General features: G+C 55.4%; 11 protein-coding genes. 2 read left to right on the plus strand and 9 right to left on the minus strand.

Annotated features, from left to right (window positions below):
• Positions 1–228 precede the first annotated feature (228 nt).
• The 4 genes from ABD971_RS08390 to ABD971_RS08405 form a co-directional block, all read right to left on the minus strand.
• Positions 229–1,641 (minus strand): DUF1501 domain-containing protein, encoded by a 1,413-nt coding sequence (locus ABD971_RS08390; protein WP_345321134.1) that lies wholly within the window; start codon positions 1,639–1,641, stop codon positions 229–231.
• Positions 1,642–1,857: 216 nt separating this feature from the next.
• Positions 1,858–4,410 carry a PSD1 and planctomycete cytochrome C domain-containing protein gene (locus ABD971_RS08395; protein WP_345321137.1) on the minus strand — a complete coding sequence of 851 codons (2,553 nt, stop codon included), beginning with the start codon at positions 4,408–4,410 and terminating at the stop codon, positions 1,858–1,860.
• A gap of 10 nt (positions 4,411–4,420) precedes the next feature.
• Entirely contained in the window at positions 4,421–6,106 is a 1,686-nt protein-coding gene (locus tag ABD971_RS08400; RefSeq protein ID WP_345321139.1) for a LamG-like jellyroll fold domain-containing protein, read from the minus strand.
• A complete protein-coding gene (locus tag ABD971_RS08405; RefSeq protein WP_345321141.1) occupies positions 6,103–6,621 on the minus strand; it encodes a sigma-70 family RNA polymerase sigma factor in 519 nt (172 codons plus the stop codon). The genes ABD971_RS08400 and ABD971_RS08405 overlap by 4 nt, the downstream gene beginning before the upstream one ends.
• A 221-nt stretch (positions 6,622–6,842) precedes the next feature.
• Between ABD971_RS08405 and ABD971_RS08410 the strand changes: the two genes are divergently transcribed.
• Positions 6,843–7,226 carry a GxxExxY protein gene (locus tag ABD971_RS08410; RefSeq protein WP_345321143.1) on the plus strand — a complete coding sequence of 128 codons (384 nt, stop codon included), beginning with the start codon at positions 6,843–6,845 and terminating at the stop codon, positions 7,224–7,226.
• Positions 7,227–7,381: 155 nt separating this feature from the next.
• Here ABD971_RS08410 and ABD971_RS08415 read toward each other — a convergent pair whose 3' ends face one another.
• Together ABD971_RS08415 and ABD971_RS08420 are read right to left on the minus strand one after the other, a co-directional pair.
• A complete protein-coding gene (locus tag ABD971_RS08415) occupies positions 7,382–10,369 on the minus strand; it encodes a PVC-type heme-binding CxxCH protein (RefSeq protein WP_345321145.1) in 2,988 nt (995 codons plus the stop codon).
• Positions 10,366–11,859 (minus strand): hypothetical protein, encoded by a 1,494-nt coding sequence (locus ABD971_RS08420; protein WP_345321147.1) that lies wholly within the window; start codon positions 11,857–11,859, stop codon positions 10,366–10,368. Before ABD971_RS08420 ends, ABD971_RS08415 begins: the two co-directional genes overlap by 4 nt.
• 446 nt (positions 11,860–12,305) lie before the next feature.
• Here ABD971_RS08420 and ABD971_RS08425 point away from each other — a divergent pair, with 446 nt between their 5' ends.
• The gene (locus ABD971_RS08425) at positions 12,306–15,182 is read left to right on the plus strand and encodes a response regulator (protein WP_345321149.1); all 2,877 of its coding nucleotides are present in this window, start codon (positions 12,306–12,308) and stop codon (positions 15,180–15,182) included.
• A gap of 63 nt (positions 15,183–15,245) precedes the next feature.
• Here ABD971_RS08425 and nhaA read toward each other — a convergent pair whose 3' ends face one another.
• From nhaA to ABD971_RS08440, 3 genes are all read right to left on the minus strand, one after another.
• On the minus strand, positions 15,246–16,625 hold the full coding sequence (gene nhaA, locus ABD971_RS08430) for a Na+/H+ antiporter NhaA (protein WP_345321151.1): 1,380 nt from the start codon (positions 16,623–16,625) through the stop codon (positions 15,246–15,248).
• A gap of 76 nt (positions 16,626–16,701) precedes the next feature.
• Complete coding sequence (gene rnk / locus ABD971_RS08435) at positions 16,702–17,115, minus strand: nucleoside diphosphate kinase regulator (protein ID WP_339942025.1); 414 nt, start codon at positions 17,113–17,115, stop codon at positions 16,702–16,704.
• 465 nt (positions 17,116–17,580) lie between these two features.
• Positions 17,581–17,841, minus strand: a complete 261-nt coding sequence (locus ABD971_RS08440; protein ID WP_345321154.1) for a hypothetical protein — start codon at positions 17,839–17,841, stop codon at positions 17,581–17,583.
• Between the last annotated feature and the right edge of the window lie 317 nt (positions 17,842–18,158).

Raw genomic sequence — 18,158 nt, forward strand, 5'->3', positions numbered from 1 at the left:
CGGTAATACACGACAATCAAGCCACAGCGATACCCTTACAGCCCTGGGCTTCCAGCCTGTCATGCAGTCATTAGCAGGCTAGTGCTTTGTCCAATTTGGAAGTTAGGGTTTGACCGTAGCGGAAGTCGTCAAGACTTTCGACAGTTCTCGCTTCCAAACGAAACTCTTGACGAGTTCCGCTACGCTAAGGACAAATCTGGACAAAGCACTGGCAGCCTAATTTACCATTTATGCGAACAGGTCGTGGGCGACGTTGCCAGCGACATCGGTCAGCCGGAAATCACGACCAGCATGACGATAGGTTAGCCGTTTGTGATCGAGTCCTAGCAGATGCAATATCGTGGCATGCAGGTCATGGATGTGTACTTTGTTCTCGGTGGCGTAGTAGCCGTATTCGTCGGTGGCACCGTATTGGATACCGGTTTTGACACCCGCCCCGGCCATCCACATGGTAAAGCCTTCGGGGTTGTGGTCGCGTCCGTCGTTTCCAGCACCTTGACACGTCGGAGTACGACCGAACTCGCCTCCCCACACCAGCAGTGTGTCCTTCAGCAATCCTCGCGACTTCAGATCTTTCAGCAGACCTGCGATCGGCAGGTCCACTTCGGCGGCATTTTGAGAATGTCCTTTGCGAAGATTGCCGTGTTGATCCCATTGGACTTCGGTATTGCTGTGCGTGATCTGCACAAACCGCACGCCACGCTCGACGAATCGTCGTGCCATCAAGCACTGGCGACCAAAATCGGCAGTCGTTTCATTGTCGATCCCGTACAACTTGTGTGTCGCCGCGGTTTCGGCAGCGAGATCCAACGCGTCCGGCATTTCGGTCTGCATACGAAACGCCAACTCGAACGATTTGATGCGGGCTTCGAGGGCCGAATCGGGGCCGGTGGTTTCCAGGAATTCTCGGTTCAGCGACTGAGTCAGATCGAGTTGCATCCGTTGTGCCTCGAGTGACATGCGTGCATTTTTGACGAACTTTACTCTCGCTTGGTCCGAAGGTTGGCTGGCGTTACCGATCGGGGTCCCTGCAACACTTGCGGGCAGAAACGCGGACCCCCAATTCTTGGTGCCACCGTGGGCAAGCGTGGGGCAAATCGTAATAAATCCTGGCAGATTCTCGTTTTCAGTGCCTAGCCCATAGGTGACCCAGGATCCCATGCTCGGACGCACAAAAACATCGCTGCCGGTATGCAGTTTCATGCTGGCGCCACCGTGCGCAGGGTTGGTGCCATGCAGCGAATTGATGATGCACAGGTCGTCGACACACTCGGCGACGTGGGGGAACAGTTCGCTGACGGCGATGCCGCTTTCACCGTAGCGTTTAAACTTCCACGGCGATCCCAACAGGTTGCTAGTCGGTGCAAATTGAACCCGCGGTTTTTCGAACGGCAACGGTTTGCCGTCGTCTTTTTGCAGTTGCGGTTTGTAGTCGAACGTATCCATGTGCGACGGGCCGCCTTTCATAAACAAAAAGATGACTCGTTTGGCTCGCGGCGGAAAATGGGGCAGTTGCAGATCGGATTGGCGAGGCGTGGCGTTGGACGCACGCGTTTCGTCGGCCAACAGAGATGCCAACGCGAGCGAACCGAATCCCGCCGCGGTCGTCTGCAAAAGGCGTCGTCGTGATAGGTGTGACATGGGGGATAGACTTCTAGCCTGTCATTCGAGTACGTAGCACAGGCTTCTAGCCTGTGAGCTAAAGTTTCGTCTGTCTTATGAGCCGACGGCGCTAGCCGCGGGCATTAATGTAGTGGAGCTTGCTAAAGCTCCCTGTTTCTTGGGCGTGGGGGGAACTTTAGCAAGATCCACTACCCAAAATCAAAGTTCATGACAGGCTGGAAGCCTATCCCACATTTAACGTAGGTAAACAAATTCGCTTGAGGAAACGATTGCTTGGCAGAGGGCTTGCCATGCGAGTCGCTCGGGATCGGTGTCGCTATCGGATTCTTGTTGGAAGGCCCGGAATTGGGTGAGGAAGTTTGTTGCATCGGACGATTCGGCGGCAGATGCGGTGCGGCCATACGTCTCGAGATATAAACGATCGATTCGCTGCTCGGTGTCGGGTTCATTTTCCAGCAAACGGTCTGCCAGCGCTAACGCAAGCTCGGCCACCAATTCCGAGTTCATCAAAAACAGGGCTTGCGGCGCGATCGTGCTGGTGTTGCGGTCGCCGGTGAGCACGCTTGCATCGTTGTAATCAAACAACTGGAACATGTCGTACAGATGATTGCGGATCACCGGCACGTAAATCGACCGTCGCGACGAGTCGTATTTCGATTTGTCTTCGGACGTATGGTTGAAAACGTACTCGCGATTTTTGTATTGCATGATGTTGCCACCGGTGGTGCGGTCCAGCGTTCCGCTGACCGCCAGCAGCCCGTCGCGAATCGCCTCGGCTTCGAGCCGGCGAAGGTTGTATCGCCAATACCACTGGTTGCCAGGATCCGCTTCGGCGTTTTCAGGAACAAAATCGCTGCTTCGTTGGTAGGTTTCGGACAGCATGATCAGCCGGTGCATCTCCTTGATCGACCAGCCCCGTTCGACAAATCGCACCGCAAGCCAATCGAGCAGTTCAGGATGCGTTGGCGGGCTGCCTTTGAGACCAAAGTTGTCTACGGTGCTGACCAAGCCTTTGCCAAAATGGCCTCGCCACAGACGATTGACCATCACACGGGCGGTCAGCGGATGCGTTCCGCTTGTTAACCAACGAGCAAATTCGAGCCGGCCACTATGATCCGTCGGAATCGCGGGTGGGGCATCGATCGCGAGGACTTCAGGGACACGGCGTGGCACCACGTCACCGAGTGTCAGGTGGCTGCCGCGAAGATGCACCGAGGTATCGGCGATTTTGCCTTCGGTTACTCCCATCGCGGTTGGTAATTCCGGAACCGCATCTTTGAGCTTTTTCAGTTCGTCGCGAAGCTGTTTGATCAATGCCTGGGTTTCGGCGGGAAATTGTTTCTCAATTTCTTCGGGTTTCGTTTCTGCAGCCGGCGGCGGATCAAGTTTCGCCGTGGCCTCGGCGACTCGCTCGGCGATCAACTTCTCTTGCGATGCGATTTGCTGTTGGTGTCGTTCGAGTTCAGCCGCTTGTTCAGGAGTTTCGATCGTGTTTTCGTGCCACTTCGCGACGGTCTTGTAGCTGTCCATCGTCTGCGTGCTTTTGAAAATTCCTGCCAACCCGTAGTAATCATGGTGGCTGATTGGATCAAATTTGTGCGTGTGACAACGGGCGCATCCAAGAGTCAGCCCCATGATGCTACGACCAACGGTATCCAGCTGCTCATCGATGATATCCATTTCCATTTTGGTCTGGTCTTGCTCTGCCAAAACTTTGGGACCCAACACCAGGAATCCGGTTGCGAGCAAACGTTCGTTGCGGAGTTTGAAGTCGTCTCCGGAATCGAGTAAGTCGCCTGCAAGTTGTTCGACGAGGAAATCGTCGTAGGGTTTGTCGTTGTTGAGCGAACGAACGACGTAGTCGCGGTAACGCCAAGCGTTGCCGTGAACCACGTTTTCATCGAGTCCATTGGAATCGGCATAGCGAGCGATGTCCAACCAATGTCGGCCCCATCGCTCGCCGTAATGCGGCGATGCAAGCAGCCGGTCGACGACATGAGCAAACGCATTGGCGGATTCGTCCGCCAGAAACGCGTCGATCTCTTCGGGCGTCGGTGGCAAACCAATCAAATCATAGGTCGCGCGGCGAAGCAGCGTTCGTTTGTCCGCGGGTGGATTGGGACGGAGTCCTTTGTCGTGCAGTTTCGCAACAATGAACGCGTCGATCGGATTGGGGGCGTCGTGGCGGAGTGGATCTTCGGAAGCTGCGACCGAAGTGTGCGGGATCGTAGGCGGGGTGGCTTTGACGGGCGGCTGAAACGCCCAATGCTTGCGGCCTTGTTCGATGTCGACGTCGCCGCGTTCAGCGATGGGACCGACATTGTCGGAATCGGGATGCGGTGCTCCCATTTCAACCCAGCGGATGAGGTCGGCGATCTGAATGTCGGACAATTTTTCGTCCGGGGGCATTTTTAGATCGTTGTCTTGGTAACGGACTGCGGTCACCAGCAGGCTGCGGGTTGGTTCGCCGGGAACAAGCGACGGTCCCGCAAGTCCGCCGGTCAACATGCCTGCGAGCGTATCGACGCGGAGTTCCGATTCCTGTTCGTCTTCGGCATGACACTCGTAGCAACGGTCGATCAACAATGGGCGAATCTTGGACTCGAAAAAATCAAGTTGATCGGGGCTCGGCTGGTTGGTTTTCTGCATTTCGCCGTCCTCCGACCAAACCACCGTTTGGCCCACCGGCAATACACAGATCACCAAGGCCAACCCGAGTAACGAGATCGGTTTGAGGATGGTCATGCCGCCGGCGCTGAACGATGGTTTTGCGCTGGATGGATGCATCGTTCGTCTCCTAAAGTTTGGGGTTACCGGCTTCGTAGATTTCCATAATTTCCGTTTCCTCAAGGGCGTCGCTGAGCATCAGAAACTCGTCCATTCGCCCATTGAAATTTCGGATCGCGTGCGAGTTTTTGTCGATGGGACGCCCCCAATTGCACAATTCGGCATCGCCGATGCGGATCGGACCGTCATAGTCGAGCGAGGCTTCGCAGGGCACGCGTTGGCCGTTGAAATAGTGCCGCACCGTCTTGTTGGAACCATCAAAAACCGAGGCGACATGGATCCATTGACCAAGCCGAGTCAAATCGACCAGCGGCTGCGTGTAACGCCACGCCACTCCGGTCGCTTGGCTGACCGAAAGTCCAAGTTGTCCTTGCCGATCAAATTGCCAGTGAACTTCGCCCGCGTCCCAGCCATCGGTTAACAGCAGCGAACTGAGTAGCCGATCGAGCCCATCGACGCGGACCCACGCGGCTAACGTGATCGATTCGTATTCCCCGGGAAGGTGGAATCGCACACGATCGCTCGGCCGTTTGAAATCAAGTGCAGACTTCTGAGGCCAACGCCCTTGGGTCCATGCACATCCGATGATTGAACCATCCGAATCGGTTCGATCCGCAGCGAGGTTTGGCAGTGTGGCTGGTGTCGACTGGGCAGCCGCAAAATCGTAATACATCAGCACACGGGGATCGTTGCGGAATTCGGCGCTCCATCGTTGCCACCGCTCGTACCGCATTTGCAGCTGCTTGTCTTGGCTACGCTGCAGCAGTGATGTGGATGGCATCTCGGTGACCTGGTTCGCGACGGGAAGCGAGCGGCCGTTGACGTCAACGCTGATCGATTGGCCAGTGACCAATTCATGCAGCGAATCCGCATCCTCAGCGGCCGACGGATCATAGAGTTCCACCAGCCCATCAAAGACATGGACTTCGGTCCGCTTGCCCGGCGTTGCCGACACGCCAAATTCGGTGCCGAGGTCGACGATTTTTGTTTCGGGTGTCAGCACGGTGAAACCCCGTGCCGGCACAGGGACTTTTGCCCAGGCGTTGCCTTCGTACAGCATCACGTGATCCTGGTCGCGAACCTCAAGTTTCGCGGGGCCTTCGAGTGTTAATATCGCACCGCGAAAGAACTGCAATTGCACCAAACCCGATTCCAGATGCAGTGTCGCATGAGAGGAAATCGAATCACCGACGTTAAACGCTGTATCGCCGACCCATTGGGCGTTGACCACTTGATTCAACAACGCGACGGAGTCATCGACTGGCTCGGAAGCGACGCTCGCCGGTGCGACCTGAGCCAACTTGGTCTTGGCAGATCCCGATTGTCGGCCTGTCCACATGCCTGCCCAAAACGCAATCAGCACACTGGCGGCAATCGCTGCGACGGCCAGCGGTGCCCAACGCCGCAATTGCTCACGAGCGACACGTAGACTGGATCGATCGAGCACGCTTTGCAGGAAATCGAATTTCTGTGACTCCGCATCGAGTCGCTGTTCCAATTGCTGCACAAACGGATCAGTGGATCGATCGTCACGGACGATCATCGCCAGACTTTCGTCCATTTCCACTTGATCGCGGTAACGGCGGTAGAGCGAATCGTCGTTCGCGAGAGTGCGAGCCAAGCGATCCATTTCTGGTTCACTGAGTTCGCCGTCGAGCAGGCGGTCAATCTGTTCGTCAAAATCACGTTCATTCATGTCGATCCCTCCGCTAAGCGTGTTTCCACGCACGTTCGTAGCAGACCGCGTAGTCGCGACAGTGCTTGGCGAACGGCGGCAGGCGTCATGTCAGTTTCGTTGGCGATTTGGGAAGCGTTCTGGCCACGTTTATAGCGGCCATCGACCAGGGCACGACCATGACCAGGAAGGTGTTCGACGCATTTCCGTAGCGCCGAGAACCAATCTTCGGACCACGGCGTGGTAGCCGGTTCGTCGGACATCGCCAGCATCGCTTCGCTGATCGACGCATTGACAACCCGTCGTCGGCGAGAGGATTTGCGTAGCTCGTTCCGAACCAAATTGCGAGCGATCGAACGTAGCCAGGGGCCGGCTTGGTCAAAATCATCGAGCGTATCAATCCGCTCGTAAGCGACCACAAACGCGTCCTGGGCGAGGTCGTCCACCGCGTCCGGCATCGCACCGAGCATCCGAATGAACATGCGAAGTCGAGCCTGGTGTTCGAGTACGAGTTTGGCAAATTCTCGTCGTTGCATCAGTCACTATCCCTTTCACGAATACCATGTCGACAGAACCGCCAGTGTGACACGGATCAGCGAAAATATTGAAAACATTCACGACCATGGACCTTTGAATCTTGTCAATCAGCCGACTGAAAAATGCAGAACGATCCCCCAAACCGTTCGCAGACTGCCCAAATTAGTGTCAATTAGTGAGTATTAGTGTTCTAAATCCCATTGCCGTTTGGAGCAAAACGATGTTTAAGCAAGAGGGCTACGATTTTATGGGTGCCGCATTCGAGGTTTATAACGAACAGGGTTACGGTATGGCTGAGGAAATTTACCAACAAAGTTTGGAAATCGAACTTGGATTGCGGAACATTCTTTTTGTCAGCAAAGCGGAACTGGATGTCTACTACAAAAACAATCTGCTCAACACCAAGTACCGCCCCGATTTGCTGGTGTTCAGTGAAATTGTTGTTGAACTGAAGTCGTTAAAGGAGCTTTGCTCAGACCATGAGGCCCAATTGTTCAATTACATGCGCATCTCTCGAAAACGTGTTGGCTACTTGGTTAATTACGGTTGTCGTGACGGGTTGCAATGGAAAAGGTTTATCTTGGACGATCTTCACCAAAAATGATCTTTGAGAACACTAATTGACGCTGATCGACACTAATCGAAATAGGTGAGCCCCCGCTTAAGACAGAGTCATCATGCTTCTGGACACCACGATGGTGAGCGATTTAAAACACTTGTGAACCTTAGTGGCAACTGCTGAGCCTGATCGCCCATCGGTTAATAACGCCAACGCTTCAGGTAGCTAATCAGGTTTCGCATCTGATCGACATTCATCACTCGTTGCATTCCCTCGGGCATCAGCGAGACGCTCGAGGCGCGGAAGATTTCGATTTCATCCCGTTCGAATCGCCGCGTCTGACCGCCGGGAAGTGTCAACGTGACCGCGTCACTGGACTCTCCGGCGAGCAATCCGCTGACCGCTTCGCCATCAACCGTTAAGATGCTGTAGCTTGCATACGAAGCATCAATGGCAGAGCTCGGATCGAGGATCGCCGCCAGCAGTGATTCGGGCGTCTTAGTGCGACTGTCGCTAATATCGGGCCCGACGACATGCCCGACATCATCGATGCGGTGGCAATTCGCACAGTGCTGAGCGAACAACTTTTTGCCTTCCGCTACATCCGCCGTTTCGATTTGTTTGGCTGCGGGTTCATATTCACGCATCACCTTCAGCACATCGCCTGCCGGTGCAAAGGTTTCACGCCCGAGCTTGGCAAGTTTCGCGTCAGAATGCCGGCGGAACCAATCCATCGACGAGGGGTCGACGAAGGTGCGTGGCAGGTTGCCTTGGCCGATTTCGTTCAGCAACCAAGTCGCGGTTTGGGTGCTGCTGCGGACCGCAGTGACTACGGCAACGCGGTCAGTCGGCGAAATCGAATCGGCGTGTTCGAGGACATGTTGCTTGGTCCACTCGGCGTCTCGCTGCATCAACGCCCGGTACGCCGCAGCACGAAGATTCGGGGCGACGTTGGGATCAACCAGATCTCGCAACTGCTCTGGAAACGCCGCCTGATTGCGGCACCACTCGATCGCATCCAAGCGTGTTCCCGCGGCGTGTTCGTCGTCGACCGCGATCGAGGCCGCTAATGTGTCCAGAGCGGCGATTTGATCCGAGGATTCCTTCGGCAATGATTTGAGGGACGCCTTTTTACCGCCTCCTTTGCTCCAGGCCGCGGCCATGTTCATCGCCAAAGCTTGTGTGGCTTGGTCGGCTTGGTCGCCGCCGGCGGGCATCGCGTTGCCCAGCCAATTCGCCAAGACTTCGGTGGCACGCTGAGGATCTTTGGCCGCCACGCGACGCATCCAGCCCTCGTAGATCGAAGTCGGAATTGTGGACATCTCAGGTTGAGACTTGGGCAGGGTGTCTAACATTCTGCTGGCGAACTCATAAGGAATCGCCGTCAGCAATTTTGAGATCCAAGGGGAATCGTGTTCGTTCACAGTCAGGTGAAACAGTCGCCCCAATAGTTCGTTATCGATCTCTGATGGGTTAGCAGACACAACAACTTGTTCGAGTGCGGCTTGGCGGACGATCAACGCAGCGTCATCGAGTGCTGACATCAGGTTGGGCATCGTGGCGACGGGGGTGCCGTCCAGAAGGTTGCGTTGACGCATTTTAACGGCAATTGCCCGCACGCGTTCATCCTTGTCTTGCAATAGTGAAGCGTGTTGTGACGAGGTCAGTAAACTCCAGCGGTTCAACAACAAGGCCATTCGCGACTTTGGTTCTGCCGCCACCGTCGAATCGGCCAATTGGCGACTAAGCGATTCGACCACGCCTGATGACGGCGGCACGTCGGCTGAATAGTGAGCGTGCAAATACTCTGACGCAAGCATCCTGTGCAAAAGATCGTCCGAAACGATCGCCGCGATGGCACCCGCATCATCGTCAACCGCGATTGAGCGGATTTGTTTGTTAGGAGCATGTACTTGCCAAATTCGGCCCAACGTATTGCCGTCCCAGGTATCGGGGCGATTTTTCAATTCGACGGGGGCCCATTGCGGATGCTCAATCACCGCACGTGCCATGTCGATGACCAGCACGCCGCCATCGACATCAGGCACGAGATCGACGGCGCGAAACCAATCATCCGAACTGGCTAACCACTCGGCCTCGTTCGCTTCACGCTCGCTATGCCATGCGCCATTGGCCCATTGCAACCGTTGACGCTGGACCAATGACCCTGTTGGTTCGCAAACTAGCAACCACTCAGACGATTCGTCGATTGACCAGCCGGGTGCGGTCACACCACAAGCGGCACTAAATTGACCGGCGTGTAGATTGCTGGTGGTCCAGGCGTTGCTGATCGGATGCACTTCGGATTCAAAACCCGATTTACCGACGTCGGTGGTCGCATCACCGGGCGTCAAGAATGGATCTCGATCAACCACATCGATCGAAAGCACCGACTCGATCGCGGGATTTCGATTGCTGCAACCAAAACGTCGATTGAAGCCATCGATGGTCAATCCATATTGGCTGTTTCCCGAAACGGTTCCCCAGTAACCGCCGTGCGGATCGAAAACAAAATCGCGACCGTGCAGTTTTAGAGGGGTGGCACGTCCTTCGAATCGCGGATCCACCGCCGTGATCGCACCTCCGCGAAGTCCATTGGCGACATAGACATAGCCATCCGGTGCAAGTTTTGGATGATTTGCTCGAAGTTGTTCATTATCGGTCGTGAAGCCCTTGAACCAAGTTTCGCGTGCATCCATGCGACCATCGCCGTCTTGGTCACGCAGAAATGCGATCTCGCCTGCCATCGTCACGATCGCGCCGTCACGCCATGGGAGGACTCCGGTGGCAAAGTCGAGTCCGTCGGCAAAGGTGACAGCCTTATTAAAACGGCCATTTGCGTCTCGTTCCGACAGCACGCGGATGCGGCCATGACGGTCGGTTTGGCCCGGTTTTGGCTGTGGATAGTCGCTCATTTCAACGACCCACAGCTTGCCATCGGTGCTCCAGGCCGCCGAGACGGGATCGACCACGTCGGGTTCGGCCACGGCCAAACGGACTTCGAGCCCCTGTCGCACTTTCAAATGCGATAGCGATGCTTCGGGTGAATGCGAGGTGATCGCGGGCCGATTGTTGGATGGCACAATCGAAGCCTCCGTCGGCTGCTCGGCGTGAACCGTCGAAACCAGCGACGCTGCGGTGATGGCAACGCCAGCGACGATGCGATTCAATTTCGGTTGACGCTTCATTTCTGACCTAGTTGATTGAGCAATGACAAGAGGACATCGGAGATTCGATCCGAAGCGTCGAGTTGGACTCGATTGGTGCCCAGCCACGTTTCGTAACCTCCCAATTTATGTTGCGCTGGCGTCGGCAAGTATCCGTAGCTGCCGTTGGCAAGTTCGATTGTAAACGTATCCGACATCGGGCTGCGTTTTTTCAAATCGAGCCCTGTTTCGGCGAACACTTCAAACGGAATCGCCACAATTCCCAAATCCCCGATTCGGAACGCTTGCAGCAACACCGAACTGGTTTCGGGCCCTTCGGCAATCTTGCGGAGACGGTTGCCGTAGATCGACGCCAATCGATGAACATTGGCGGGCGATTGACCCTCGTCTTGCAGACTCGCGAAATAGCGGAGCATCTCGGGATCGGGCTTCCGCATTTTTAGTTCAAGTTCTTGCGTCGCGGCGGACAACGAAACCCAATCGTGATGCTCCGTCGCCGCGTAGGCTTCGGCGACACGCCCGACGATCAAGTCGGAAACTTCATCGATTCGTTGATACGGTTCATGTTTACCGGCTTTTTCGCGAAAAGCATAATTGTTGATGTCACCGCTGGTGCCGTTGGTCATGATGCCAACGAAGGAATCGGAGCTGGAGTCGGCGCCAATTCGCTTGCCAATCTTTTCTGAAAATGCCCCAAAGTAGTCTGCGGAAACATCACCGCTAGGCACGCCGCCGACATAGTGCAGCGAATAGTTTGCCAGCAGTGCAATCGGTTTGCCGTCGAGGGATTGCACGCTCAGGAACGAGACTTCGGGATCAACCGGACCGGCGGGTTCGATCAGCTTGTCGCTGCCTCGGGGCGGATTCATGCGAACTTTGTCGACGCCACCGAATGGATTTGCAAGAAGTTTTTCGTCGTCGACGTACCAGCGGCGGTTATGAACTTCCGATGCTTCCTCGACGCCGCCCCAGCCGATTTTGGCGGGCTTCATTGCGGCGACGGCTGTGGCAACGCCTTCTGCGATGCGGCGAGCCACCAAGTTTTGGTAGCTGTCCAAGACGACCACTCCATCGACTTCGCGGTTGTTTCGAGCAGAGACAGCCGAGTGAGTGTGGGTGGCCGACATCAGCACGTTTGCCGGAGGTACGTCGGTCTGCGAATCAATTAATTTTCGGGCCGCATCAAACACATCGCGAGGGATGCCGACATTGTCGCAGATCGCGAACGCAATCGTTGTCGACCCATCGTTAAGCGCTAAACAGCGAACGTGCAGGTCATCGTGGATGTTCGTCGCCAGCGGCTTGCCCCAATTGCCGACAATCTCTAGGCCCAAGGGGGGCGTGATTTTGACTTTAGAGGCACCGGCGCGGAAGACCGCGTGCTCCGCGGCAGCGACCTGATTTTCGGTGCCGTTTGCTAAGCCAACGATCACGGCGATGAGCAAACCGAATTGGAATATCCGATTCGTGCATCGCTGGGGAATGCTTGTCGTTAAGCAATCACGCTGCATGAGAACACCTTCTTGTGGAGTGATCTGTGTTCGAACTGGAAAACCAGATCAAGGAACGCGATGGGCGGGGTGGTTGTTTGTCGTTGGCAAACTATTGGGGGCATGACGATTTTGGGGGGCGGGCGTCATTGTTGTTGCTGCTGGTTCGTAGCACGTCCAGGCTTGGGGGGGGGGGGCTGCCGTATTCTATAGGGTTTCAGAGTGGCTGTGGGGCGGGAGGTCAAAAAGGTTGGAAGGATCGGCATTTATCGTGCACCCGCTCGGCGGGGCGTTGTGACCGGTCCCTGATACCGTGTCGGTGCCCTCGAAAGTGTGACAAAAATCTTCTTACTGCATTTGGGCCGTGCTGTTCCCCCCGCGCGCGTTCAGCGTGGTAGCATAGAGAGCGTGCCAGCATCCGAAAGAAGTCCTCTTTGCAAAAGGGCCATTTTCCGAAAGGGGATCGCGTGGGCAATTTTCACGATCCAGAACTGATTGCAAAGTTTCGTTGGGCATCCCGCGTGGCAAGCGTGGTGGTGATCGCGATCAGTGTGGCTGTGTTGATCGGTTGGGCTCTGGATCTCGAGGCGTTGCGAGCGTTGTTGCCCGGCAAAGTGGCGATGAATCCCGGTGGGACGGCGATCGGATTCCTGCTGTGTGGCGCCGCGTTGTGGCTGTCGTTTCGCGAGTCCGACGAGCCGTGCGATTCCTGCTACGCAACGTTCTTGGCGATTGGATTGGCGTCGCTCGTGGTTGCGATGGCCGTCGTTCGCATCTTGGGATACGAGTTTGGCTTCGACGTTGGCCCCGATCGTTGGCTGTTTCCCGCAAAGCTGGATGCGTATGAAATCCCCAACCGAATGGCTCCCAACACGGCGCTGAATTTTTTGCTCACAGGCTTGGCGTTGGTGTTTGTCAATCTTCGTTGGCGATCGCGGTATCTGTTCAGCGAGACATTTACGTTGGCTGCGGCATTGGTGTCGTTGTTGGCGATCGTGGGTTATGCCTACAGCAGCGTCAATCTGATTGGGATGAAAGCGTATATCCCGATGGCACTGAACACCGCTGTCGGATTTGCGATTCTTTGTATCGGGATTTTGTGTTCGCGTCCGACCGAGGGTTTGATGCGAATCATTAGCGACCGCGGTGCCGGTGGCGTGATGGCGCGGCGGTTGTTGCCGGCCGCGATTTTGATCCCGGCGGTGATCGGTGGATTTCGCTGGTGGGCACAGCAAAATGGTATCTTTGACCCGGTGATGGGATTGTCGGTGTTTGTGTTGACCAACATCGTCGTGTTCAGCATTTTGATTTGGTGGAGTGCCGCGTCGCTGAATCGGACCGACGCGGCGCTGCAGCAATCGCGGATCGAAGCCGAGGCGGCGAACCGCGCCAAGAGTGAATTTCTGGCCAATATGAGTCACGAGATTCGCACACCCATGAACGGCATTATCGGGATGGCGGAACTGTTGTCCGACACGCCGCTTGGAAAGGATCAACAAGAATTTCTTGGGTTGATCCGCCAATCCGCAGATTCGTTGTTGCGATTGCTCAACGACATCTTGGACTTTTCCAAAATCGAAGCCGATCGACTGGAGCTCGAAGAGATCGATTTCGACTTGCGTGATTGCGTGGGCAAGGCGATGAGGTTGTTTGCACTCAAAGCGGATGAAAAGGGCTTGGAGCTGGCGGCTCGCATTGATCCATCGATCCCCAATCGTTTGGTGGGCGACCCCGGACGAATTCGTCAAATCATCGTGAATTTTGTTGGAAACGCGATCAAGTTTACCGAGTCGGGCGAGGTGGTGGTGGATGTCAACTCGCACGATGTGAATGACGATCAGGCGGTGCTGCACGTCAGCGTGCGAGACACAGGGATTGGAATTCCTGAGGAAAAACAAGAAAAGGTTTTCGAAGCGTTTTCACAAGTGGACACGTCGACGACGCGTCGTTTTGGAGGCACCGGGCTGGGGCTGACGATTTCAACGAAGTTAATTCAGATGATGGGAGGACGCGTTTGGTTGGAAAGTAAGCCGGGGGTGGGCACGCAATTTCATTTCTTGATTCACTTGCAGATCGCCGCGGATCAATCACCGCGTCGGCCCGCAGATCTCAAGCGTCTACGAGGCACTCGGGTGTTGGTGGTTGACGACAATTCGACCAATCGGCGAATCTTACAAGAGATGCTCGCGCAGTGGGGACTTGATGCCGAGTTGGCCTCGGATGGGTTGCAGGCGTTGGAGCAATTCGATGTTGCCGAACGTGATAAGTCGCCCTTTCGCTTGATTCTGCTGGACTATCACATGCCCGAGATTGATGGACTCGAGTTCGCCGAACGGCTAACAAGCCGCAACCCAAGATCGCCTTATACGATCGTGATGTTGTCGTCGTCGGTGGGCGGGTTGCAGCCGACGGTCATGCGTCGTGTGGGGATCGTTCGGTTTATGACAAAGCCGGTGATCGCGTCGGAGCTGCTTGATACAATTCTTGAGGTGCTAGGCATCACCAACCTGGACGACGCGGCAAGTGATGCTCATCCGTCGCAAACATCGGTGCAAGCGAGGAAAGTGCTGTTGGCCGAAGACGGGATTGTGAACCAGAAGGTGGCGATCGGTTTCTTGACAAAGTGGGGGCACAAGGTGGTGTTGGCGTCCAACGGACGCGAGGCCGTCGATGCGGTCGGTCGAGAAACATTCGATTTGATCTTGATGGATATTCAGATGCCCGAACTTAACGGGATCGAAGCGACCGCGGTGATCCGTGAAATGGAGGCCGAGCGGGGTGAGCATCAATTGATCGTCGCCATGACTGCAAATGCGATGAAGGGAGATCGCGAACGGTTTCTCGCCGCCGGCATGGACGACTACATCGCCAAGCCCTTCGATCCCATGGAATTGCAACGCGTGCTCGCTCAAGCACCCCACGGGGCGATACAGGCGTTGGCTGGCGATGAGTCGGCGGTGACACCGAAAACTCAGTCAAAGTGTGAAGCAACCGGGACCAATGGCAAGCCCCAGTTGAATTGGGACATGACGCTCGAGCAGACCTGTGGCAACGAGGAAATGGCTTGCGAGTTGGCGAAGGTCTACTTGGATGAATCGCAGCAGTTGCTTGGCAAAATTCAAGCGGCATTTGAATCAGGCGATGCGGTGGGACTCTCGCGAGCGGCTCATACGTTAAAAGGAGCGTCGGGATATTTTGGTGCCGTGGATGTGGTCAAGGCCGCGGAAACACTCGAGCACCAAGGCAACAAGGGCGACCTCCGCTGGGTCAAGCCGACCATGGAAAGATTGGTTGCTGCGTCCGAGCATTTGGCAAAAGAGCTAAACGCAAAGACCGGCGGCTAGCGGGCAATGCCACGGTTGTGTCACGCCCGCGGTTTCCTTCGAAACGGTTCGCAAAGCTGAAAATCAGGTTTGAACCTTAGTGGTTTTGCGTTTGGGCAATGTCCACATCAGCAAAACCATGCCGAGGACGGCACTGATCGCCGAGCCCACCATGATGCCTGTTTTCGCGGTATCGAGCCCCTCTTCGCCAAATGCCAATCCGTCAATAAACAATGCCATCGTAAAACCGATGCCGGTAAGAAAGCTGCCTGCAATCAAAATTCGCCAGCTCACACCGGAGGGCAGTCTTGCCCAGCCAATTTGCACTGCCAGCACGCAGAACAACAGCACGCCAAGCGGTTTCCCTACGACCAACCCGAGCGTGACGGCGATCGCAACGGGATCCTCGATGTTGGACAATTGCATTGCGACGCCCGCGTTGGCCATCGCAAAGATTGGGATGATGAAATAACTGCTCCACGGATGCAGTGTCGTCTCAAGATACTCAAGCGGAGAGACGGTTTCACGAGTTAATCGTTGTACCTCACGCACCTTTTGGGCTCGTTGATTTGCCGTGTGCCAAACTTCGCCACGAAACGACTCTCCGGTCTTAATCAAGTATTGATGAAAGTGGTCAGGAACAATCGTTGCCTTAGCTGGCGTCATCAAGCCGAGGATCACGCCAGTCAAGGTTGCATGGACTCCCGATTCGTGAAACGCCAGCCACGCCAGTAGTCCTGCGATGATATAAGGAGGGAAACGGCGAACACCGAGCCGCGAGAATAGATGGACGATCCCCACTCCGATTGCCGCCAGCATCAGGAAGCGACCATCCAGTTCGTGTGTGTATCCGATGGCAATCACGATGATCGCGCCGATGTCGTCGACGATCGCGAGCGACAGCAACAGCACGCGTAGATTATTAGGGACTCGCGAACCAAGTAACGCCAAAAAGCCGACGACAAACGCGATGTCGGTCGCCATCGGAATCCCCCAGCCGCGCGCTGCGGGTTGGTCATATTGAAGCGCAAGATAGATGCCGGCGGGCACGACCATACCGCCAACTGCGGCTGCGATCGGAAGAGTGGCACGACGCAGGTCCGAAAGGGCGCCATGCACCAATTCACGCTTGACCTCTAATCCGATCACAAAGAAAAAGATCGCCATCAACCCGTCGTTGATGATGTGCCGCAGCGAGTGTTGGAAATGCAGCGATCCGAAAGAAACGCCCGCCTCGGTTTTCCAGAAACTGAGATAGGAATCGGCCCAGGCAGAATTGGCCATGATGATGGCGAACGCTGTGCAAAGCATCAACAGCACGCCGCTGGCCGCTTCGATATGCAGAAAGCGAGCAACCGGGCGTACAAATCGATCGATCGGTTGTTCAGGTAGTGGAACCGTCACATTGGGATGGACTGGTTGAATGGGTTGATAACGAGGTTTGCTGGTCGTCGATGAAGACATTCATTCTCCGTGAATTGTAACACAATTGAAACTCCGTTTCACCGCAATGCGATCATTCGCCGTCAGCAACGCAATGCTACGTTGCCATCGCTTCGCGTTCGGGTTGATACAAGATGTCTGCGATCTGCATCTCGATGTTTCCACTGGGGACTTTCCAGTGGACGCAATCCCCGATCCGACAACCGAGGATCGCGGTTCCAATCGGCGCTAGCACTGACAATTTTCCCGTCGCAATATGAGCCTCTTCGGGATACACCAAGGTGTAGGTTCCCAGTTCGTCGGTGCGGCGGTCACGCAGTTGAATGACCGAATCCATCGTTACGACATCCGATGGAACGTTTTGCGAATCAACGATCTCGGCCACGTTCAGTTCACCACGTAACTCTCGTAGGTTTTTTCGGTCGTGGATCGCCTGGGTAAAGTTGCTCGACAGCAATTCATCAAGGCGTTGATAATCACTTTGAGTGATAACAATTTTTTTGTGGCTCACGAAGGAGGCTCCGAATCGAGAGGAGGCGTCTCAAATTTAGAATCCGATTATGAAACAGCGGTTTAATTTTGAGAGGCAGACAATGGGACGAGGGGAGTGTGTTATTGGGCAGGGACGCTGTTTGAGAGGCATGCCCTCTCGCCGCTGGACGCCGGTTTCGTCCTGCATTGCAACCGCTGCGCCAAAGAGTCCGGGAACGGGCAATTGGCGTGTCCAAAGGAGAAACAATGGTGGTTGGATCGAAACATCCGCCATCGTTGACCAGAAAACTGGCGAAAATTCCGCCACGCCGCCCAATATTTAGTCAGGACGATTTACGTCCGGACGCGCAACGCGGCGGCGAAAAGATTGCGGCATGCTGAATCCTCTTCGTTCCGGTGAAGCTTGATGTCCATGCGGGTCATTCAACCTAATGATCTAAGCCGACGGCGTTGGGCGCTTTCCATATTCGACCCGCCGAATGGATCATGAGACAAACCACGAGCGCAAAGCAATCGCTGCGGCGATCAACAGACACAGAATGATTTGGCCGCGTAGCAGGTGAAGCTCCGACGCATTTTCGTCCGACACGTCTCGGGCCGACACGACTCGGGCCGACACGTCTGGCGCCGGTGTGGCGGGGACTGATTCGATCGTTGCCGTGCGACGCGAGGCCGCGAAGTCAAAGTCGACATCCTGATCGACATCAAGATCATCGAGTGGATAATCGGGGTTGCGCATTAACATGTCGGGGCTCTCGTGCGAGAAAAGAATGAATCGTGTCACTCCCGTGGCGTCTGGTTGGCTCTAATGCAATCAAGATGCCGTATCGCATATGGGCGGTTTTTGCCCTGAAATGCCGTCAAAACGCCATTTTTAAGCCCAGTGGGCGTCACCCCAACGAGACAGCGTCCACCGCTGTTGACGGACGAGGGGTACGCACCCACGTGTCTAATTTTTGTCCAAGCTGTTCATTCAGCAATCAAGCCGCGGGTTTCCAAAACGTCACCGGAACTTCGGGATTCGCCTTTTTCTGGGGAAATGCGAGGAATTTAGGCGAAGGC

The organism is Novipirellula rosea (genome assembly GCF_039541335.1).
GTDB classification, from domain to species: Bacteria; Planctomycetota; Planctomycetia; order Pirellulales; family Pirellulaceae; genus Novipirellula; species Novipirellula rosea.